This window comes from Siccirubricoccus deserti, from assembly GCF_014283215.1.
Taxonomy (GTDB): Bacteria; Pseudomonadota; Alphaproteobacteria; order Acetobacterales; family Acetobacteraceae; genus Siccirubricoccus; species Siccirubricoccus deserti.
This window is the reverse complement of sequence record NZ_JACOMF010000015.1, coordinates 100,392-121,489: the sequence shown is the minus strand read 5'-3', so window position 1 is coordinate 121,489 and position 21,098 is coordinate 100,392. Positions and strand designations below refer to the sequence as shown.

Below are 21,098 nucleotides of genomic sequence, written 5' to 3'. Positions count from 1 at the left end.
CCTCCTCGAGCCGATCGGCAACATCCCACCCGCCGAAGCTGAGGCGCGCTACTATGCCAGCCAGCAGGAGGTTGCGCTGGCAGCCTGACTCAAACTCCCCTGCCTCCGGCAAACCCGGGGCGGTTCAGTTGGCGGTGCCGATGGTCTCCAGGGTCATGTAGCGGGATCGCTGGGTGGCCCATTCGTCGGATTGCTCAAGGAGAATGGCGCCGATCAGCCGGGTAATGGCGGCTTCGTTCGGGACCATGCCGACGGCATCGGTGCGGCGCTTGATCTCGCCGTTGAGGCGCTCGATCGGGTTGCTGGAATGGATCCTGGCGCGGTGTGACGCAAACGCCGCCCGCGTTGGGTCACGCGGGCGGCGCATGGGTCCGAAAATGCAGTCGTGGTGGCGGGCGACCCGGAAAGGGCCGCCCGCCGGGCCGCTACGCGATGAGCTGCAGTTCCGAGACCGACCAGCCAGTGGCGCCGGTCAGCGAGGCGATCATCACCCGGTCTTCGGTGCCGGTGCCATCGACATCCCACCACAAGGTCTGGGTGATGGTGTCGAAGGCGAACTGACCGACCGCGTTGGTGGCCAAGCCGTCGGCATTCTCCACGTAGCGACCGGTCGCCAGTAGGTCCATGCCGAGGGCCAACCCGCCGCCGAAGCCGGACACCGAGATCTGGACCCGATCCTCGGCGCCGACATAGCCGACGATGGTATCGCCACCCTCGTCCGCGAAGTTGTAGCGGAAGGTGTCGAGGCCGGCACCGCCACTGAGCACATCGGCGCCAGCGCCACCGATCAGCGTATCATTGCCGCCGGCACCAATCAGCGTGTCATTCCCATCACCGCCGTTCAGACGGTTCGTGGCGTCATTGCCGGTGATCATGTTCGCCAGCACATTGCCACTCCCGTCGACCGCCAAGGTGCCGGTCAACATCAGGTTCTCAACCTCAATGCCGAGGGTGTGGCTGACCGATGCCATGACCAGGTCGACGCCGCCGCCGGTGACCTCGACCATCACATCGCCGGCGCTATCGACGATGTAAGTGTCGTCGCCGACCCCGCCCACCATGCTGTCGGCGCCGGTGCCGCCGTCCAGCGTGTCGTTGCCGATCCCGCCGAACAGCGTGTCGTGACCGCCGCCGCCGCTCAGCAGGTTGTTGCCGTCATTTCCAGTGATGACGTTGGTGCCGTTGTTGCCGGTACCATCGATGTTGGCCAGGCCGGTCAGCGTCAGGTTCTCAAGGCTGCCGCTGCCCGCGATGGAGTAGTTGACCGATGCCATGACCAGGTCAGTGCCCTGGCCGGTGGCCTCGAACACCACATCTCCGGCGTCATCGACGATATAGATGTCGTCGCCCGTGCCGCCGAGCATGGTGTCGTCGCCGCCGCCGCCGATCAGCGTATCGTTGCCACCGGCACCACTCAGCATGTTGGCCCCGGCGTTGCCGGTGATGAGATTGGCGCCGTTGGTGCCGGTGCCATTGATGTTGGCCAAGCCGATCAGCGTCAGGTTCTCGAGGCTGCCCGAGAGAGTGAAGTCGACCGAGGCAAGGACATGATCCGTGCCCTGGCCGGCTACCTCGACCACCACATCGCCGGCATTATCGACGATATAGGTGTCGTCCCCCGCGCCGCCCACCATGCTGTCGGCGCCGGTGCCGCCGTCCAGCGTGTCGTTGCCAAGCCCGCCGAACAGCGTGTCGTGACCACCGCCGCCATTCAGCAGGTTGTTGCCGGCATTGCCGGTGATGACGTTGGTGCCGTTGTTGCCGGTACCATCGATGTTGGCCAGGCCGGTCAGCGTCAGGTTCTCAAGGCTGCCGCTGCCCGCGATGGAGTAGTTGACCGATGCCATGACCAAGTCAGTGCCCTGGCCGGCGGCCTCGAACACCACATCGCCGGCGTCATCGACGATATAGACATCGTCGCCCATGCCGCCGAGCATGGTGTCGTCGCCGCCGCCGCCGATCAGCGTATCGTTGCCACCGGCACCACTCAGCACGTTGGCCCCGGCGTTGCCGGTGATGAGATTGGCGCCGTTGGTGCCGGTGCCATTGATGTTGGCCAAGCCGATCAGCGTCAGGTTCTCGAGGCTGCCCGAGAGGGTGAAGTCGACCGAGGCAAGGACATGATCCGTGCCCTGGCCGGCTACCTCGACCACCACATCGCCGGCGTCATCGACGATATAGGTGTCGTCCCCCGCGCCGCCCTCAAGAGTATCCGCCCCGGCGCCACCGTCCAGCGTGTCATTGCCGCCATTGCCGAAGGCATGGTCGGCACCAGCGGTCAACACTGGGATATCGGCGCCGTTGCCGCCAACGAACAGGTCGCCGACCACCGCAGTCGGTCCCGAGTACACCGTCTCGAACGAACCGCCGCCATCGACATAGCTGACCTGGACGCGCAGCTGGTGGTTGACCACGCTCTCGGTCGGGGTGAAGGCAGCCGCGGTCGCCCCGAGGATGTTGGTCCAGGTCCCGCCGATCAGCACCTGCCACTGGTAGCTGAAGCTGCTCACCGGCGGCAGACCGTCATAGTCGACAAGGGTGCCGAGGGTGGCGGTGATCATCCCCCCCTCGGTCGGCGTGAGGTCGCTGACCGAGGGGGTGCCGACCGGGGCCAGGTTTCTAAGAGTGACTGTCTCGTCGGCGAAGCGCACCCGCTCGATGTTACGCAGCGTGTCGATGCCGTTCGACAGCGCATTGCCGACCAGCACCGGGTTGACGTGGGCGATCTGGATGAAGTCGCCGAAGTCGAAGATCTCGTATTCGCTGCGGTTGCCGCTGTAGACCGCGATATCCAGATCGTCGTGGCCGTCCGCGTGGAGAATCTCGCGGACGATCTTCAGCTGGCCAGGGTTGATGGTGCCGGCGAAGATCTGCTGCTGGATCTGGGTCATGCTGTCGACACTGAACAGCTCTGCACCAGTTCCGTCGCTGTTCGCGCGGACGCTGATCCGCACGTTCAGCCAGGCATCGCCGTCGATGATGTCGTTGCCGGCCTTGCCCTGGATGGTGTCGCTGCCGTCGCCGCCGAGGATGATGTCGGTGGCATCGGCAGTGTCGAGCACGACGGCATCCGGGTCCGTCTCATCCCAGAACAGATGGCTGAGGAGGGGGCGGAAGCCATCGATCCGAGCAACGCCGGACTCCAGCAGTGCATTCGAGTAGGAGGCCAGCGGCGAGTTCGGGCTCGGGATCGCCGCGCCACCGCCGGTCTCGTCCCTGGCGCCGAACACCTGGTCCCGGCCGGTCAGGGTATCGCTGTGGATCCACCCAGACAGGCCTTCGACCAGGTCGAACCGGTCACGCAGGATGAAATCCTCCTGATTGACGAAGATCGGGATCCCGAGGTCGGAGTTGGCGGGAATGCCATTGCCCTTGTGGATCGCCCAGTCGAAGCCAGCCATGCCGTTGCTGCGCTGGATGCCTTCGTTCTGGACCATGATGTCGTCGCCCGACTCACCATCATAGTCGGTATCGTTGCTGCCGCCATTCAGCACGTCATGGCCGATGATCGTGCTGTTGAAGAACAGCTCAGAGTTTTCGCCGGCGAGCGTGTCGAAGCGACCACCGCCCTCGATCCAGTCGTCGCCCTCGTTGCCGAGCAGGAAGTCTCCGCCGTCGCCACCCAGGATGAAATCGTCTCCGGTGCCGCCGAACACCTCCTTTCCATCAGGGCCGGTGACAATGAAGTCGCTGCCCTCGTTGCCGAAGATCAGGGCAAGGCCGCTGCCGCCATGGATAACATCGTTGCCGGCCTCACCGTGCAGGAAGTCGGTCTCGCCGATATCGGTGCCGGCATTGACGATGATGTCATCGCCATCGCCACCATGCGCCTTATCGACGCCGTAGCCGGCCTCGATGTAGTCGTTGCCGCCGCGGCCCCAGAGCGCGTCGTCACCGCCGCCGGAGATGATGGTGTCATCCTGTTCGGTGCCACCGATCACGATATGATCGAGGCCGTGGTAGGCGATGTAGTGATCGACGCCATTCGCATCGGTGGCGCCGCGCTCCACCAAGTGGCTGATCGCCTCGAGCGTCGGATCACTATGTACCGGGTCGTCGCCGATCTGCTTCGACTTGTCGAGCTCGAGCATGATGCTGAAAGCCGAGAACAGGTCGCCCGGCAGCGCGGTCGAGCCCGGGTCACCGAGATCGGTGTTGCGCATCACCAGCTTGGCAAACGAGTTGTTCTCCAGCTCGTTCAGCAGGTTCAGCCCCTGGGTTCGCGAGAGATAGTAGAAGCGGTCGGCGTCCTGCAGGTTCTCCATCGTCATCTCGAAGACGAAGCTGAAGGTGGAGCCGAGCATGCCGCCGAATGCCATCTTCTTCTCAGCCAAGCCGCCGATCCAGAAGTCGATGAGGCCGAAGCCGGTCTCCTGGTTCGCCCAGGCACCGGTGCTGTTGAGGAAGGCAACGCGGTCGGCCGGCGGCAGGAAGGTGCGGGCCTCGTTCACTAGCGGGGTGGTCGGATCATCCTCCAGATGCTGTGCGGTACCGAGCACCAGCGCGGTTGCCGCAGCCCGCTTGCCGGCGAGCGTGGTCTCCGCGGTGATGCTCTCATGCGTCCCGTAGGCAGCGATGAAGTTGATGATCGACGCCGGGTGCTTGATGTTCAGCGCGAAGTCGACCCAGCTCACATAGGGCTTGAGCTGGGTGTCGCTGGTTGCCTCGTAGAATTTGGCCCGTGCCTCGTTGAGCGAAGGCATGCCGACGTCGCGGCCGCGTGCCAGGTTGATGGTGGCGAGGTCGAGCGGCAGGCCGAGCAGGTTGTTGCGCAGCGCGCCGGTGACGAACTCGTCGATCTCATTACCGACCTGGCGGGTCATGCCACGGATGATGGCACCAGCCGCCTCCTCGGCGGTGCCGCTGTTGGCGTACTCGAGCGGGTTAAGGAAGGCCTGGATCAGCCCGATGTCGTCCTGCACCGGATTGCCGTCGACCATCTTGATCCGGGCAACGTCCTCGGTGAGCATCGAATGACCGAAGCGGTAGACGACATGGGCGAACTCCGCGGTGATCGCGGGATCGATGTCGATCGACGGCTCGAACACGAAAAGGTCGATGTCGGGCTGCATCTTGCGCCCGAATTCCTCGAAGACGAGGTGCTGGTACTCCATCTCCGTGACGAAGCGCCCAGCCTGGAACAGCCGCTCGCCGTTCCAGACCAACGATGCCTGCTCGGCTTCGGTCGGCCATGCCTCCAGCGGCGTGAGCAGCCACTCGTTGAGGAAGGCAAGATCACCGGTCTCCAGCACCAGCGCCTTGGTATCGGCGACGACGTGGTTGTGCTCCGAGTGGAAGATGTGGTGGACTGCGGTCAGGCCGATGTTCTCATTGCCGCGGCCGTCACCGGTTATGTAATGCGCATCGAGCAGCTCGTTGTCATACTCCGTCAGCTTGCCCTGGGCGTTGGGATGAAGCGTGTTGCCGGCGACGTCGTCGCCATCGGCGACGAGGGCACCACTGCCGTCGACCACTGGCACGGCGTTGTGGGCGATGTCGTCCAGGAAGGCGTGGCCGGTGCGGAAGGCGGTGGCAGTGCTCACCGGGGCGGCTGGATTGCCTTCCAGCAGCACGTCGTCTGCGGTGCCGAAGATGCCATCGGCGCCGAGGCCGACGACGAGCTGGGCATAGCCGTTGGGGCCAGGGATGAAGTTGCCGTAGGGGTCGGCAGCGATCAACGGAATATTGCCGACGTCAAGGTCGGTCAGTTCGATGCCGAGCATCTCGCGCGCCTGGGCTTTGACGTCGGCCCATGTGGCAAGGCCGCCCTTGCTGCCGCCCGGGCCGCCGTTGCCCTCAAGCAGCAGCCCGGTGGCGATCGGCTTGCCGTCCGACCCCTCGATGTACTCCCGCATGAACACCTGCTTCGAGGCATGCGAGCCATAGGTCTGGTTCTGGTCGACCCACGGAGTGGTGCGGTTGACCGCGTCCGGGGAGACCCGGGTCAGCACCATGAAGTTGCTGTGGCCGCCGGGCACGTAGAGCGGATCATCCTCCTGCAGCGGGATGTAGACCGTGCCGTTGCCGCCCTTGCTGACCAAGTCGAGGCCATGGTCGAAAAACTGACCGAACAGTGTCATCCAGCCGTTGAACGGTGAGGACAGCCCTTCGTCCGGCGCGACGTTCGGGATGAAGAGCAGGTCCGGCGTCTCCGGATCGCCGTCATGGTCGAACTGGAGGGCGCCATCGATCCCGTCCGCAGCAGCGACCGCAGCGGGGTTGTTGGCCGTCTGGTCGACGATGAGGTTGGAGATCATCCGCGGGTCGGCATCGACGACCGAACCAGGCGCGCCGTAGTCGGTGTTCGTGAGGGTGACGCCAGGCCCCATCGCCAGGCTGTCGCCATCGCCGTCGTTCCTGTACGAGGGCTCCAGCAGTTCCTTGAACGGCTGGTCGGCGGCCCCCCACTGCTCACGGCCCGGGATGAGGTTGTTGTAGCTGCCATCGACGGTGCGCAGGCCGTAGGGGAGCAGCGGGCTGCTGATCAGCTCGGTGAGATCAATGCCTGAGGCGTGCTTCTCGGCGATCTCAATCTGCTGGAGGATGAACTCCAGGTCATGTCTGACAAGGGTAACCATGGCGGAACTCCTTTTGTGTAACATCAATTGTTGAGTATTGTATAAAAATTGAGACAAACTGAGCCTGTCGCCGCCCCGAAGTGGGTTGGCGTAGGCCTGTAGTGCTTGTGCCTAGGCCTTCGAGATCGACCTCAGATCCGGCGCGATTGCGTGCCGTTCAGAGGGCGTCGAAAGCTGCGTGTGGAGTGGCCTTCGGCGAGATTATGAACAGCAGCGCGACCCATCCTCTCGGACTGTCAGGGTGCGTGTGATCCAGTGCGAAAGCCGCGTTCCACGCCAACGGGACATGCTGCTTCGGGGTCGGGATGGTGCGTCGGACCAAGCGTGGTGGAGCGCGGGTGTAGCTGGCGAGGAGGCTGTAGGACGGACCATGACGTAATCCCGGCTGTCCAGATCGCCTTGCCTGTCGTTGATGACGGGCGTGAGCGATTGTTGGAATGGTTGCTGACTCTGTACAAAAATCTATGGCTCGATCGTCTAATGAGGGAAATCACGTGGGCGTAATATTTGCTCGTTTTCTTCACGAACCAGTGCATTGGGGAAAAGCCACGACGAGATCGCGCTACGATGTGCATGCCGCATTGGGCCATGCCATGTGCAAAGGCTGCGCAGCAAGCTGCACTGATCTGCCTTCACATCTTGTCGGACAGCCATGATGTCGCACGCCAGTGATCAGCGGCCACCCTGCATTGACGGCCCAGTCGTATGGGCGGCGTGATCATGCATGGCTGCGTGGCATGCCATTGCGGCTGAATAAGACGGAGAATAGAAATATTTGCAATGATTGGCGCCGACCGCTTGGCAGACTTGGTTGCCGTTAGGATACATGAATGTGGCACCGTCGCGGCACCGCGAGTGATCATGACAAGCACTTGAGCGCATCGTTTAAATCACATCGTGCTTTCATTTCTGATGTGGGTGGAAAAGGCCGCCGACGCTTCGGCTATTCAAATTGAGTCTTGATAATTCGTCAGACCTGCAAAAATGGCATGGGAATGGTGGGGGCTTCCTACGGCGGCATCATGTCAGCCCGCCCGATCCTGATCGTCGAAACGATGCAACCCTTCGCACTGCATTGGCCCATCAACTGACCTGCGACGACAGCTTCCTGTCCGATGAGACGGATTGCGTGGCGGATGCCGAGGTCAAGCTGATGGCCGCCAGCCCAGGCTGCGACGCGATCCTGCCGACATGGCCGCCGGGCCTGGACGCCATCGATCGCAGCGCGCTGCGGGAGGGGTGAGGACGTCCGCTCGCGGTGGATACCGGCCTCAGTAGACGTCCCGTCGATAGCGGCCGCTGTCCGTCAGCGCTTTCAGGGCCGCTGTGCCAAGAATGTCGGCCAGCGCGGCTTGCACATCGCCGGCCATGCCCTCGAGACTGCCGCAGACATAGATCGCAGCGCCCTCGTCCACCCAGCGGCGCAGCTCTTCGGCAGCCTCGCGCAGCCGGTGCTGCACATGGATCCGCTCTGCCTGGTCGCGGGAGAAGGCGAGGTCGAGGCGCTGGAGGCTGCCCTCGGCGCAGCAGGCCTCGATCTCCGTGCGATGGAAGAAATCGCAGCCCCGGCTCCGCTCGCCAAAGAGCAGCCAATTGCGGCGCTGCCCCGCAGCGCGGCGGGCCCGCAGATGCGCCCGCAGCCCAGCCAGCCCGGTCCCATTGCCGATGAGGATCAGCGGCCGGCCCGGCTCCGGCGGGTGGAAGCTGCGGTTGGTCCGCACCCGAAGCGCGATGGCACCGCCCAGCGGGGCATGGGCGGTGAGCCAGCCGGAGCCGAGGCCGAGCCTTCCATCGGGCCGTCGCACCTGCCGCACCAGCAATTCGAGGCGCCCATCTTCCGGCAAAGAGGCGATGGAGTATTCCCGGTGCGGCAGGGGTGGCAGCCGCCGGCGCAGCTCCGCTGGCGGCAGGCCGGCCAGTGCGGCGATCGCCTCGGGCTCCTGCGGCAGCAGCCGATCCTCGAAACCCTCGGCGGAGCCGAGACCGAGGCGATGGAGGAAACCCGCCACCGCCTCAGCGGCATTGCGCGGTCCGATCTCGGCAATGTCGCCGGCACACCAGCGTGGCGCGCCTGCGATGGGCTCCAGCGCCAGGTGGAAGGCCGGGCCGCCCTGGCTGCCGGGATTGAGCAGCCGGCGCTCGACCAGCCGCCACGCGTCGAAGTGTGGCGCCTCCCAGTCCGGCAGCTCAGTCGTGCCGGCCAGGCGGCCGAGATGGTGCTGCCAGTGCCGCAGCGCCCCTTCCTCGCCGTCATCCACCTCAACCCTGTCGAAGAGCGGCGTGGCGCCACACTGCCTCAGCCAGGCGTCCAGGCTGCGGCCGAAGGCGCAGTAGCGGGCGTAGCTGCGGTCGCCGAGCGCCAGTATGCCGAAGCCGAGGCGCGAGAGATCGGGCGTGCCGGCCATGACCCTGCGCAGGAAGCGCGCGGCGCTGTCGGGGGCGTCGCCCTCGCCGGTGGTGCTGACAACGAAGAGGGCGCGGCCCGCCACGGCCAGGGAGTCGGAGGACAGGGCGCCGAGCGCCTCGACGCGCACCGGCAGCGCCGCGGTCCGCAGCAACTCCGCGCTGCGCCAGGCGAGCTCCTCGGCAAAGCCGGTCTGGCTGGCATGGGCGACGAGCAGTGCCGGCGCCGCATCCTCCGGCGCCACGCTGCGGCGATGCCGGCGCCTGGCGCGCAGCATCACCAGGGCGCAAAAGCCGAGGTAGAGCAGCAGCACGGTGAGCGCCGCCAGCAGGCGTCGCGGCTCGGACATCATGGCCGCCACATCTCAGTCGAGCATCGCGGCGAAGGCGGGGGAGACATGCTCGCGCAGCCGGCCGGCCTCGCGCGTCAGGAAGCGCGCGGCGATGCCGTGCCGCCTTGCATGATGAAGCCCTGCCTCGGTCCCCAGCACGCTGAGCGCGGTGGCCAGCGCATCGGCGCGCATGCAGTTCGGGTGCAGGACGGTGACCGAGGCGAGGCTCTCCTCCACCGGCCAGCCGGTGCGCGGGTCCAGCGTATGACCGTAGCGTCGTCCGCCATGCTGGAAGAATCGCCGGTAGTCGCCCGAGGTGGCGACGGACAGGCCGTGCAGGGCGACGACGTATTCCTCGCCCCCGGCCGCCTCCATTGGCTGCTCCCCTGGTGGTGTCTCCAGCGCGACCCACCAGGGCGTGCCGTCCGGCTTCATGCCCTGGCCGCGCAACTCGCCGCCGATCTCGACCAGGAAGGCGGCGACTCCCGCCGTGGCGAGGGCCTCCGCGACCAGATCCACCGCATAGCCCTTGGCGATGCCGGAAAGGTCGAGGCCGAGGCCGCCCGGCTGCAGCGCCCGCCCGCCCGGGACATCCAGCCGGAGCCTTTGCCAGCCGCCGCCGGCCCGGGCCGGGGCCAGCAACTCAGCCCCGGGCGGGCCGGGTGTTGGGGCGGGCCGCGGGCCGAAGCCCCACAGATCCACCAGCCTGCCGATGCTGGGGTCGAAGGCGCCGCCGGTCTCGGCGGCGATCGCCAGGGCGCAGTCCAGCACGGCGAGGAACTCGGCGGGCAGGCGCTGCCAGCTGCCGGCCGGGGCACGGTTGAAGCGGCTGAGATCAGAGCCCGGCTCCCAGCCGCTCATCTGCGCCACGACGATGTCGAGCCGGGCCTGGATCCTGGCCCGCAATACCTCCGGACGGGCGCTACCGACCCAGCGGACCGACCAGCGCGTGCCCATGGTGGCACCATCCAGGGCCTGCACGCGGTCGCCCGCGGGCCGTCCCGGCGCGGCCTGGAGCGTGGGGATCAGGATGCGCGGCATGGGGTACCGCGTGCGTCAGCCCTGCGGCCTGGCCTCAAGGCAGGACCTCGAAGGTCGCGACATAGCTGGCGTTGCGCTGGACGTTCGGGATGCCGGAGCGGTCGTCGCGCACCGACCCGCTCAGCCAGTACATGCCGGGGCCCTGCCACCGCACCTCGATCAGCCCCGCCTCGTCGGCCTTCACCTTCGTCTCGCCGAGGTTGTCGCGGTAGCGGATGCCGCCGGCGATCACCGAGACCTCGACCCCGGTTGCCGGCTTGCCGTCCAGCAGCAGGCGGAACCGGGCCGGCTCGCCCGCGACCAGATCATTCGGATGGGTGACCGGCACCAGCTCCAGCCCTTCATTCGTCGGCTGCAGCGCGCGGTCGGTCGGCGCGCCGCGGGTGACGAAGAACTCGACCCGGCGCTGGCCGAAGGTCACGCGCAGCCCCTCGGCAGTGGCCGGGACCTCGCGCGCGAAGGCTTCCCGCGAGCCGCGCCAGCGGCGCGGCTGCCCGTCCTGCTGCCAGGACGCCATCATCGTGTCGCCGGCCACCGCGACCCGGTAGGTGCCGGCCTGCTTGAGCTGGAAGTCGAAGGTGCTGCGGTAGCGGCCACGGGCCTGGTTCTCGGCCTCCGCCCGTGAGCCATCCGGGGCGGTGATCAGCAGCCCGTCGAGCGGCATCGGCATGTGCTCGAAGTAAAACAGGTCGTTGGAGATCGCGGCATCCACCGTGACCCAGGGATTCTCGCCCGACAGCACGGTGGCCGAAGGCAGCATCCAGGCACGGTGCGCCGTGGCCGGCAGGGGCAGGAGCATGACGACCGCGAGCAGCAGCCGTCGGCAAGCCGGGAGAGTTCGGGAAAGCCTCATGATCGCCACTCCTCTATCGCCTCACGGCTTGACGTTGATGGCCACGGCGCCGAGCTCGCTGCTGCCCCGGGCTTCGGCGGTCTGGGGGGCGGTGGGCGGCCACTGGAAGGGCAGGCGCAGCATCTCGCGCCCGCCGACCTCCCGCGCCGCCTCCACCACCAGATTGTAGGTGCCGGGCGGAAGCTCGGAGAGCGGGCCTCTCGCCGCGCCGAAGGCCTGGGTGTGGCGGCCAGGAGCGCGGGTCGCGCCGCTGACGCCATCGACCGGCATGCGCATCTCACGCCCGGCGCGGCGCCACCACTGGCGGATGTCCTTCAGCCATTTCTCGCCCTCGTTGTTCCGCATGTCGAGGTCGTACCAGACCGCGAGGGTGGCGGCGGCCTGCTGGTCCGCGCGCTCCACCCAAATCGCGACGTAGGGCCGGTGATATTCCGCCACGTTGAGGCGCGGAACCTCCACCGTCACGCTGAGCTCCGCCGCCGCGGCGGGCGCGGTGGCCATGCCGGCGGCGGCGAGAATGGGCAGGATGCGCATGGAACGCCTCATCAATGGATGAACAGGATGGCCAGGATCAGCGGCACCACGAGGCCCAGCCCGACCACCGGCCAGGTGGCCGGGCGCGCCCCCGCATGCAGCTTCAGCAGCACCAGGCCGGTGGCGCAGAAGACCAGGCAGGCCGCGGCGAAGACATCGATGAACCAGCGCCAGGCCCAGCCGGTGTCGCGGCCCTTGTGCAGGTCGTTGAGATACCCGATCCAGCCGCGGGTGGTGACCTCATGCGTCGCCTCGCCGGTCTCGCGGTCGATGCTGAGCCAGCCATCGCCGCCCGGCCGCGGCAGCGCGAGGTAGATGTCGGTGCCCGACCACTCCGCCTCGCGCCCTGCTGCGCTCACGCTGAACTCCTGGCTGATCCAGGCGTGGAGCGGGGCCGGCAGGGGATGCTTCCCATCGGGCGCGGAGTCGGGGGTCTGATTCAAAAGGCCGGCCGGCAGGGTTGCGTTGCGGGTGGTGACCTGCGGCGTCGCGCCGATATCGGCAGCGTGGTTGAGGGTGATGCCGGTGACGGCGAAGAGCAGCATGCCGACGAGGCACAGGGCGGCGCTGACCCAGTGCCATTGGTGCAGATGCTTCAGCCAGAAGGAACGGTTGCCGCGCGACCTCGCTGCATCGGACCGGCTCGCAGCCCCTGATGTTGCGGCTGGCCCGGACACAGGATGGACCTGACCCCGTGCCGTCCCTGGGACGGTACGCATCGCCGCCGATCCCGCATCTCGCTGCACCATACGCCGGCCAACACCCAATTTGCGAATGATACGCAATATCGTAAATGACCTGCCGGAGCAACACATGCCGTTAGCGGGTCGGCCGATGCCTGGTACCGGGATTGGAGGCTTCGCTTCGTTCGGGGAATACGGTGTCGATCGGCGGCTCCAGCCCGGCGCAGCGGCTGGCCAGCACCACCTCGCTGCGCGCCGTTGCGAGTTCCGCCTCGTCGCGCATCCAGGTGATCCCGAGGTCCAGCGGATATTCGCCCGCCCCGAAGGCCAGCCGCCGGACCCGCCCACCCAGGCTCGCCGCCGCCGCCAGCTCGCGGCAGGCGGCCAGGCCGCGCCCGATTTCGATGATCGGCATCAGGTCGATGCCGCGCTCCGGCAGGCCGCGTTGCCGTTCCAAAGCCGCCATGGCCCAATCGACCGCCACCAGTTGCGCCGGCGCCTCCAGCATCGGCAGCACGATGCCGTCCAGTCCTGGTCCGTTCTGCAAGCACCAGGTCACGGCGGATCGGCGCTCAGCCGGGACCGCAAGCTGCCGCAGTTCCGCTCAGCCATGCCGCTGCAGCGTCAGCTCATGGTTAAAGCGTTCGGCAGGCTGGAACTCGGCCGCATCAACATTGCCTCTCGCGGTCGGCTCGCCGGAGGGGGCGCTGCGTATGGCCACCAAATACGCCCAGCTGCGCAGGACCTTCGGCAAGTCGGTTGCAAGCATCAGGTAATCCCTCGGAGACCGACAACACCTGATTCACCCGACTGACGATGAACACCCACCCGCTGCACTTCGGCATGGCCTATGCGGCGAGGCCGGAGTCCGGGCGGCCGCTGGTGAACAGCTGCCTCACCCTGTCCGTCATCGCCGGGACAAGCGTCAGCGACCTCAGCCAGAAGGCGATCGGCAATCTCGGTTGGAACGACATCGCCGGACCGCATCGGTCTTCATCGGCGATACGCTTTACGCGGAACCCGAGGTGCTGGCGAAACGGAAATCGACCAAGCGCCCGACCCAGGATGTCGTCACCCTGCGCACCATGGGGAAGGAGGCGGACGGCACCGTCTGCATGAGCTTCGGGCGTAGGATGCTGATACTGAAGCGCGGCCATGCTGTCGATCACATGGTGGAGTACTGGTGGCGGAGCCGCCCGGTCGGGGGCCATCGTCACCGGCCTCGACATGACGCGCAGGCCCGAGCCGGAATGGCGTGAACTGTACCAGGTCGTTGTATCCGCCCAAGGCCGGCGGCGCCTTGCCGCATAGGCGGGTGGCGATTAGCATCCGGGCAAAGCATCCTCGCCGCGGCGAGGATCGGCATTGGAGGGAAACGGCGCCATGGATGGCATCCTGACCGGCATTTCTGCGGAGGCCGCAACCAAGGCCTGGCTTGACGATTTCGAGGCGGCGCTGACCTCCGGCGAGGCCGCGCGCATCGCAGCACTCTTCGCCAGCGAATGCCACTGGCGCGACATCCTCGCCTTCACCTGGAACCTGCGAACGACTTCCGGGGCCGCCTCAATCGCCGAGCGGATGGTGCCGACCCTGGCGCGCATGGCGCCGCGCAACCTGGTCCTCGCAGCCGGCCGCACGCCGCCGCGGCGCGTGCAGCGCGCGGGAACCGAGGCGACCGAGGCGATCTTCACCTTCGAAACCTCGGTCGGCCCCTGCAACGGCGTGGTGCGCCTGGTCTCCGAAGGCGGACAGCCGCGCGCCTGGACGCTGATGACCACGCTGGACGAGATCCGCGGCCATGAGGATCCGGCCAACGGCAAGCGCTGGCAGAACGTCGACTGGAAGCGGAATTTCGGCGGGGAGAACTGGCTCGACCGGCGCAACAAGGCGCGCGCCTATGCCGACCGCGACCCCGCCGTGCTGGTGGTGGGCGCTGCGCAGGCGGGACTGTCGGTCGCGGCGCGGCTGACGCAACTCGGCGTGGATACGCTGGTGGTGGACCGGGAAGCGCGGATCGGCGACAGCTGGCGCCGCCGCTACCATGCGCTGACCCTGCACAACGAGACGCGCGTCAACCACCTGCCCTACATGCCCTTCCCGCGGTCCTGGCCGGTCTTCATCCCGAAGGACATGCTGGCCAATTGGTTCGAGATCTATGCCGAGGCGATGGAGCTCAACGTCTGGACGCAGACCGAGCTCACCGGCGGCAGCTGGGACGAGGCGACGCAGCGCTGGGATGTGACGCTGAAGCGCGGCGACGGCACGGAGCGGCGCATGCAGCCGCGCCACATCATCTTCGCCAATGGGGTCAGCACCACGCCGGTCATGCCAGACCTGCCGGGGCTGAAGGAGTTCGGCGGCGAGGTGCGGCATTCGAGCAGCTATGGCAGCGGGTTGGACTGGAAGGGCAAGCGCGCGCTGGTGCTGGGCACCGGCACCTCGGGGCATGACGTGGCGCAGGACCTCTGCGTCTCCGGTGCGGCGGAGGTGACGCTGATCCAGCGCCGGCCGAGCCTGGTGGTGAGCCTGAAGGAGGCGCAGGCGCCCTACGCGCTCTATGACGAGGATATCTCCTTCGAGGATTGCGACCTGCTCGCCACATCCTTTCCCTTCCCGATCTATCGCCGTTCGCACCAGCGCATGACGGCGATGAACCGTGCGGCGGACCGGGAGCTGTTGGAAGGCCTGGAACGACGCGGCTTCCGCCTGAGCTTCGGAGAGGATGATACCGGCTGGCAGATCATGTATCTGAAGCGCGGCGGCGGCTATTACTTCGACGCAGGCTGTTCGCAGATGATCATCGACGGCCGCGTCGGGCTGATGCAGTTCGACGACATCGAGCGCTTCGGGACCGCGGGCGCGATGATGAAGGACGGCAGCGTCAAGCCCGCCGACCTGATCGTGCTGGCCACCGGCTACGAGGGCCAGGCGGCGGCGGCGCGGCGGCTCCTGGGCGACGCGGTGGGAGACCGAATCGGCCGCGTCTGGGGCTTCGACGAGGAAGGGGAACTCCAGGGCATGTGGCGGCCCACTGGGCAGAAGGGGCTGTGGTTCCATGCCGGGGGGCTGGCGCAGTGCCGTATCTTTTCGAAGGTGCTCGCGTTGCAGATCAAGGCGCGGGAGCTGGGCATCACCGCATGATCGAGGTGGTGCGGGACGCGGGGGCTGTCGCCGGTTCCGCGGACGGCTGATCGGCCGTTACCTTGGGGTGGATGCTGCCCGTGTGGCCGCGGCGACCGCAGGCAGGCTTGATGCGTTGGACGGGCGAGCGGTGCCTGCAGCCGCTCATTGAAGGCGGTGCTCCTGGCCTTCTTGCTCCTTTTGTGGCCGTCCCGCATCCGGGCGGAGGATGTGTGGCAGCCGTGCCATGCCGCGCCGGCTCAAGGTCCCGCCCGGATGACCAGATCCGCGACAAGCGGCAGATGGTCCGAGGCCAGACGCTCCAGTGGGCCGCGGCGCACCTCGACCCGAACCGCCTCGACCCGCTGGCCAAGAAAGATATGATCGATGCGCAGCAGCGGCCATCGTGCTGGAAAGGTCGGGACGGATCTCTGCCCGGGTGGGACGCCCTGGACATCACGCAATTGCGCAGCCAGTCGCCGGTAGGTGCGCGACCGGGGCGGCGCATTGAAGTCGCCGAGCAACACTATCGGCTTGGTACGGCAATCCGGATGGCCAAGCCACGCTGTCCCGAGCAGCGCCTCAGCTTGCGCCAGGCGTTCGTCTCCCCGCAGTCCGAGATGGGTGGTGACGACCTGCAGCTCCGTCCCGCCGCCGACATCCACAGCAACCCAGAGCGCGCCACGTGGCTCCAGCAGTGGCCGGCGTGACAAGCCAGGAAGTGCCCCGGTCTTGACCAGACGAAGGGGCAGGGAGGTCAGGATCGCATTGCCGTAGCGCTCCTCCTCCACCCGCAGTGCAGGGTGAAAGTGGAAGTCCATGTTGATGCTGCGCGCAATGATCTCCGCCTGATCCAGGCTGCCGCTCCGGGCGCGCCCGACATCGAGTTCCTGCAGCGCCACGATGTCGGGCCGGGCCGCGCCGATCACCCTGGCGATGCGTTCGGGCGAGAGATGGCCGTCGGTGCCGCGGCAGCTGTGCACATTGTAGGTCATGACGCGAATCATGCCACGGCAACGCGCAACGGAGCTCTTGGAGCCGGATGGCTGCCAACTGTGCCGCATCAAGGCCAAGCTCATTCAGCCGCGCCGCCACATCGCTGTCAGCCAGCACGGTGTTGAGCGCCAAAGGCGGCGTGGCCGACGATCTTGGCAGGCGTCGCGACCGGCGCGACCAGCGAGCACCAGACATCGCGTCGAAGCCGGGCAGTTAGCAGCCGATCGGCGGCAATTCCGGCGCCAGCGGGAAGTGCTTTCCGTTGGTCACGGTGATCAGGCGCACCCGGCTGCCGCGGTGCTGCGCCATGCCGGCACTGAATCGGTGAGGTTGCAATCCACCTGCCCGGTGTGACTTCGGCCAGCGCTTCCGTCCCGCCGCACAGGGCATGGCGGTCATGCGGATGCCGGCGGCCCGGCCGATCATCTATGCCATGATGGGCATCTCAGCTCCCTCCCAGCACGGCGGTGGTGTGGCGGATGGGATGGCGGTCGATGGCCAGGATGGCGTCGCGCGCCCGCGTGGCGATGGCGGTGTCCAGCACCATGCCGGCCGCGCCCATGAACTTCGCCGAGGCACCGGCGACGTCCAGCTTGCGCTCCCCGGCGCCGCTGTTCACCCGTTCGTGCCAGCGCAGCGTGCTGCCATCCTGCAGGGTCACCTCCACCCCGCCGGAGAAATAGGTCGGGAAGGCAGTGTCGGGATCCGCTTCACAGCGGCTGCGGGCGGCGAGTGCCAGCGTCGCCTCATCCGCCAGGGCCTGGGGCAACAGCTCGGCCAGGCCGAAGCGGCCCAGGCGCAGGCAGGTGGCGACGACGAAGGGGGCGCTGAATTTGGCGGCGTAATCCGTGGCCGGGCGCAGCTTGTCGGCCGCCGGCTCGGCCACGATGGGCAGGGTCTGGGCGGGGACCAGGATGCGGACGCTGCGGATCGCCTCGACACTCGGGATGCGCTCGCGCAGCGCGATGGCGGAATCCGCCGCGCCATGGATGAAGTGGCAGACCGGATAGGGCTTGATGGCGGTATCGGCGAGATCCCAGCGCTCGCCCAGACCATCGCTCAGCGCCGCAACATCGGCCTCGGCGGCATGCGCCTGCAGATGGGATTCGAACAGGCCGAATTTCCCCTCATAGGGACGGCTCGGGCCGATGAAGCCATGCTGCGCCAGATGCGCAGCGGTGATGCCCGCAACCGCACCCCAGCCGGGGTGGAAGCGCTTGGTCCAGGCGCCTTCTTCCAGGAACACCTGCAACCCGGCGGCGGAGCTGGAGGCGATGCCCTGCGCATGCAGGATCTGTTCGGCGGAGAGCTGCAGCAGCCGCCCGGCCACCACCGCATTGCTGAAATGGCTGACGATGCCGGTGGCGTGATAGCCGGCATGGTGAAAGCCGCCCTTCACCGCGGCGCCGATGCGGATCGCCACCTCCATCCCGGCGGTATAGGCGGTGAGGAACTCCTCGCCGCTGGCATCCAGCGCCTCGGCCAGGGTCAGTGCCGCCGGCAGGCAGGCGGCGGTGGCATGGACGATGCTCGCCAGATGCGTATCGTCGAAGTCCAGCCCATGCACCAGGATGCCATTGGCCAGCGCGGCATCGCGCAACGGCAGCTTCTGCCGCCGGCCAAGCACGGTGCAATCGCCGGCGCCGCCCAGCGCGGTGAGCCCGGCCAGCGCCCGGTCCGCGAAGGCGAAGGCGTTGGAGGCGAAGCCCACCCCCAGCCCGTCCAGGATCTGGATGCGGGCGCGTTCGCGCACCGTGGCGGGAATATCTTCATAGCGCAGCGCAGCGGCGAATTCGGCAATGCGGCGGGCAGGCAGCAATGCACCCGTGCCCTTGTCGATGGCGGTCATGCGCCTCCTCCCATTCTTGTTGCGTATGCCGGCGTGGCGCCGGGTTTCAGACCGGTTCTTGCTGCCGCAGCCAGCCGATGTAGCGGCGGATACCTTCCTGCAACGAAAATCTCGGCACCCAGCCGATCATCGCTTCCGCCCGCACCCGGCTGAAGCCGAGATGCGTGCCGCCGGCCGAGCGCACGGCGCGCGTGTCCGGCCGGTATTCCGGCTCAAGCCGTGATTCGCAGATATCCAGCACCGCCTGCACCACCTGGGTCAGGGTCGAATCCACGCCGGTGACGAGGTTCAGCACATGGCCATGGCTGTCGCTGGCCATGGCAGCCAGACAGCCGGCGGCGACATCGGTGACGTGGATGTAGTCATGCACTTCCCGCCCATCGCCGATGATCACCGGGCGTTCGCCCTTGCGCACGCGCTCATAGGTCTCGGCGATGAAATTCGCATTCACCGCCCGCGCATGTTGCCGTTCGCCATAGACCGAGCCGAAGCGCAGCGCGTTGAACTGCATGCCATATTTCTGCGCATAGAGCCGGCACAGGCTTTCGCCGAACAGCTTGCTGACGCCATAGACGGCCGAGACCGGCGAGAGGGTGGTGATGACGGTCGGCGCATCCTCGGCCAGCACCTCGGCCTCGGTATTGCCATAGGCTGCGACCGAGGAGGAGAAGACCAGCCGCCGCACGCCTGCGAAGCGCGCCGCCTCCAGCGTGTTCAGCAAGCCGATGGTGTTCACCTGCACACCCAGCGAGGGTGTCGCCAGCATGGGAATGGTCAGGAAGCCGGCGAGCGCGAAGATGCCATCCGCGCCCTGGCTTGCCTCCAGCACCTCGTTCAGCCGCAATACGTCGCCGCGGATCAGCTTCACCCGCGGATCGTCCATGAGGTGGGCGATGGTGTCCGACGTGCCGAGGGCGAAATTGTCCAGCAGCCGCACCTCGGCGGCACCGCCCGCCAGCAGCGCATCGGTCAGGTGCGAGCCGATCAGGCTCGCCCCCCCGGTGATCAGATAGGCTTTGCCCGTCACCGCAAGCATGGGGCTACTCCGCCGCCGTGCGCGTGGCCTGGGTGGCGTATAGCCCGGCCGAGCGGCCGGACAGACGGCCGAAGACCGAGCCCGACATCAGCCCGGCGCCGCCCAGGTAATTCTGGTAGAAGATACCGCCCACCAGCTCGCCGGCCGCATAGAGGCCGGGGATCGTGGCATCCGTCGTGTCCTGCACCTCGCCGCTGGTGTTAATGCGGAGCCCGCCGAAGGTGAAGGTGATGCCGCAGGTGACGACGAAGCCGTAGTAGGGCGGTTCGTTGAGCGGCAGCGCCCAGTTCGACTTGGGCGGGGTGATGCCTTCCGTGCGCTTCCCATCCAGGATGGCCGGGTTGTAGTCACCCGCCTGGCAGGCGGCGTTGTAGTCCTTCACCGTGCGCGCCAGTCCTTCGACATCGATCTCCAGCGCCCGGGCCAGACCCTCGATGGTGTCGGCCTCGGCCTTCGTCACCTGCTTGATGCGATATTCGTCCCGCACCATCTTGATGGTCTGGCTGTCGAAGATCTGCACCGCCGCCCGCTGCGGCTGCTTCATCACCTCGCGCCCGTATTTGGCATAGGTGTGGTTGCGGAAATCCGCGCCCTCATCGATGAAGCGCTCGCCGTTCATGTTGACGACGATGCCAAGCGGGTAGGAGTGCTTCTGGTAATTGTCCAGCACCACGCGGTCGCCGAAGGGCGGCGCGCTGATGTCCCATTGCACGGCGTGGCAGGTGGACCAGCCGCCATAGGCCTGGGCGCCGATATCGAGCGCGGCGCGGATGCCGTCGCCGGTGTTGTGCTTGGTGCCGCGTACGCGGCACAGCTCCCACCCCGGGCCGAAATAGCGCGTGCGCATTTCCGGATTGGCCTCGAACCCGCCGCAGGCCAGCACCACCGCCTTGCCGTGGATCTCCTCATACCCCTTGGGCCCGAAGGCCAGCACGCCGGTGACCGCGCCACTCTGCGCCTGCAGCAGCTTGCGCAGCCCGGTGGAATAGCGGATCTCGATGCCGGCGCGCTCCGCCGCCTTGACCAGGAAGTCCACCAGGCCCCAGCCGCCGCCGACGGCCTCGATGTTCACGCCGCCGTAGAAGTGGTGCTTGCCGTTCACGGAGTAGGACTGACGGCCGAACATGGGGATGAAGCGCACGCCCTTGCCGCGCATCCACACAACCGTCTCGCGTGAGCGGCCGATCAGGATCTCGGCCAGCTCCTCCTGCGAGAGGTTCTCCGTCACCTTCATCAGGTCACGCATGTAGAGGTCCGACGGCAGCGGCGGGATGTAGATCTGGTTCGCCTCGGTCTCCGACAGATCGACCAAAATGTCCTTGCGCAGATCCTCTAGCCCATCGTGGACGAAGCGGAAGCCGCCGGCGGTGAAGGTGGAATTGCCGCCGCGTTCCTCCTTGCTAGCCTTTTCCAGCACCAGCACGCGGGCGCCCTGTTCGCGCGCCGACAATGCGGCGCAGAGCGCGGCATTGCCGGCGCCCACCACGATCACGTCGTATTCGGTGCTGTTCGCCATGGGGCGGCCTTCCTCCTTTGCTGCCGCATGGGGCGGCGACTTGTTGCTTGGCGAGAGGGTGGGACCCGCTAATAAACCTGTCAATACTTATGTATACATGGGTATCCTTGTTTCTCTTGAGCGGAGTGGGGTAGCCGACCTATACCCGTGCCACCGC

At 67.0% G+C, this 21,098-nt stretch carries 14 protein-coding genes and 1 pseudogene; 2 read left to right on the top strand and 13 right to left on the bottom strand.

The genetic code is table 11. The features are described from left to right. Positions 1-124: 124 nt before the first annotated feature. Positions 125-331: pseudogene (locus tag H7965_RS14265) on the bottom strand (transposase); the annotation flags it as partial. 94 nt (positions 332-425) lie between these two features. After that, positions 426-6,578: a peroxidase family protein gene (locus tag H7965_RS14260; protein ID WP_186771257.1), complete on the bottom strand. Its 6,153-nt coding sequence runs from the start codon at positions 6,576-6,578 to the stop codon at positions 426-428. Between the two features lie 1,075 nt (positions 6,579-7,653). Between H7965_RS14260 and H7965_RS14255 the strand changes: the two genes are divergently transcribed. Beyond that, positions 7,654-7,821, top strand: coding sequence for a hypothetical protein (locus tag H7965_RS14255; RefSeq protein WP_186771256.1), 168 nt, complete (start codon positions 7,654-7,656; stop codon positions 7,819-7,821). Between the two features lie 28 nt (positions 7,822-7,849). Here H7965_RS14255 and H7965_RS14250 read toward each other — a convergent pair whose 3' ends face one another. The 7 genes from H7965_RS14250 to H7965_RS14220 form a co-directional block, all read right to left on the bottom strand. After that, positions 7,850-9,331, bottom strand: coding sequence for a sulfite reductase subunit alpha (locus tag H7965_RS14250; protein WP_186771255.1), 1,482 nt, complete (start codon positions 9,329-9,331; stop codon positions 7,850-7,852). A gap of 15 nt (positions 9,332-9,346) precedes the next feature. Next, complete coding sequence (locus H7965_RS14245) at positions 9,347-10,354, bottom strand: FAD:protein FMN transferase (protein WP_186771254.1); 1,008 nt, start codon at positions 10,352-10,354, stop codon at positions 9,347-9,349. Positions 10,355-10,388: 34 nt separating this feature from the next. Next, the gene (locus tag H7965_RS14240; protein WP_186771253.1) at positions 10,389-11,207 is read right to left on the bottom strand and encodes a DUF4198 domain-containing protein; all 819 of its coding nucleotides are present in this window, start codon (positions 11,205-11,207) and stop codon (positions 10,389-10,391) included. Positions 11,208-11,228: 21 nt separating this feature from the next. After that, positions 11,229-11,741 (bottom strand): DUF2271 domain-containing protein, encoded by a 513-nt coding sequence (locus H7965_RS14235; protein ID WP_222440611.1) that lies wholly within the window; start codon positions 11,739-11,741, stop codon positions 11,229-11,231. An 11-nt stretch (positions 11,742-11,752) separates the two neighbouring features. Continuing rightward, positions 11,753-12,460, bottom strand: a complete 708-nt coding sequence (locus H7965_RS14230) for a PepSY-associated TM helix domain-containing protein (RefSeq protein ID WP_186771251.1) — start codon at positions 12,458-12,460, stop codon at positions 11,753-11,755. Positions 12,461-12,560: 100 nt separating this feature from the next. Beyond that, positions 12,561-12,971, bottom strand: a complete 411-nt coding sequence (locus H7965_RS14225; protein ID WP_186771250.1) for an aldolase/citrate lyase family protein — start codon at positions 12,969-12,971, stop codon at positions 12,561-12,563. Between the two features lie 57 nt (positions 12,972-13,028). Beyond that, positions 13,029-13,193: a hypothetical protein gene (locus tag H7965_RS14220; RefSeq protein ID WP_186771249.1), complete on the bottom strand. Its 165-nt coding sequence runs from the start codon at positions 13,191-13,193 to the stop codon at positions 13,029-13,031. A 614-nt stretch (positions 13,194-13,807) separates the two neighbouring features. Between H7965_RS14220 and H7965_RS14215 the strand changes: the two genes are divergently transcribed. Next, positions 13,808-15,565, top strand: coding sequence for a flavin-containing monooxygenase (locus H7965_RS14215; RefSeq protein WP_186771248.1), 1,758 nt, complete (start codon positions 13,808-13,810; stop codon positions 15,563-15,565). Positions 15,566-15,804: 239 nt separating this feature from the next. On the opposite strand, the gene H7965_RS14210 is transcribed toward H7965_RS14215, so the two are convergent. The 4 genes from H7965_RS14210 to tcuA all read right to left on the bottom strand — a co-directional run bounded on the left by H7965_RS14210 (position 15,805) and on the right by tcuA (position 20,941). Continuing rightward, positions 15,805-16,539 carry an endonuclease/exonuclease/phosphatase family protein gene (locus tag H7965_RS14210; RefSeq protein WP_222440609.1) on the bottom strand — a complete coding sequence of 245 codons (735 nt, stop codon included), beginning with the start codon at positions 16,537-16,539 and terminating at the stop codon, positions 15,805-15,807. Between the two features lie 446 nt (positions 16,540-16,985). Further along, complete coding sequence (locus H7965_RS14205; protein ID WP_186771246.1) at positions 16,986-18,389, bottom strand: MmgE/PrpD family protein; 1,404 nt, start codon at positions 18,387-18,389, stop codon at positions 16,986-16,988. A gap of 46 nt (positions 18,390-18,435) precedes the next feature. After that, the gene (locus tag H7965_RS14200) at positions 18,436-19,425 is read right to left on the bottom strand and encodes an NAD-dependent epimerase/dehydratase family protein (RefSeq protein WP_186771245.1); all 990 of its coding nucleotides are present in this window, start codon (positions 19,423-19,425) and stop codon (positions 18,436-18,438) included. A gap of 4 nt (positions 19,426-19,429) precedes the next feature. Next, a complete protein-coding gene (gene tcuA, locus H7965_RS14195; RefSeq protein WP_186771244.1) occupies positions 19,430-20,941 on the bottom strand; it encodes an FAD-dependent tricarballylate dehydrogenase TcuA in 1,512 nt (503 codons plus the stop codon). Positions 20,942-21,098 lie beyond the last annotated feature (157 nt).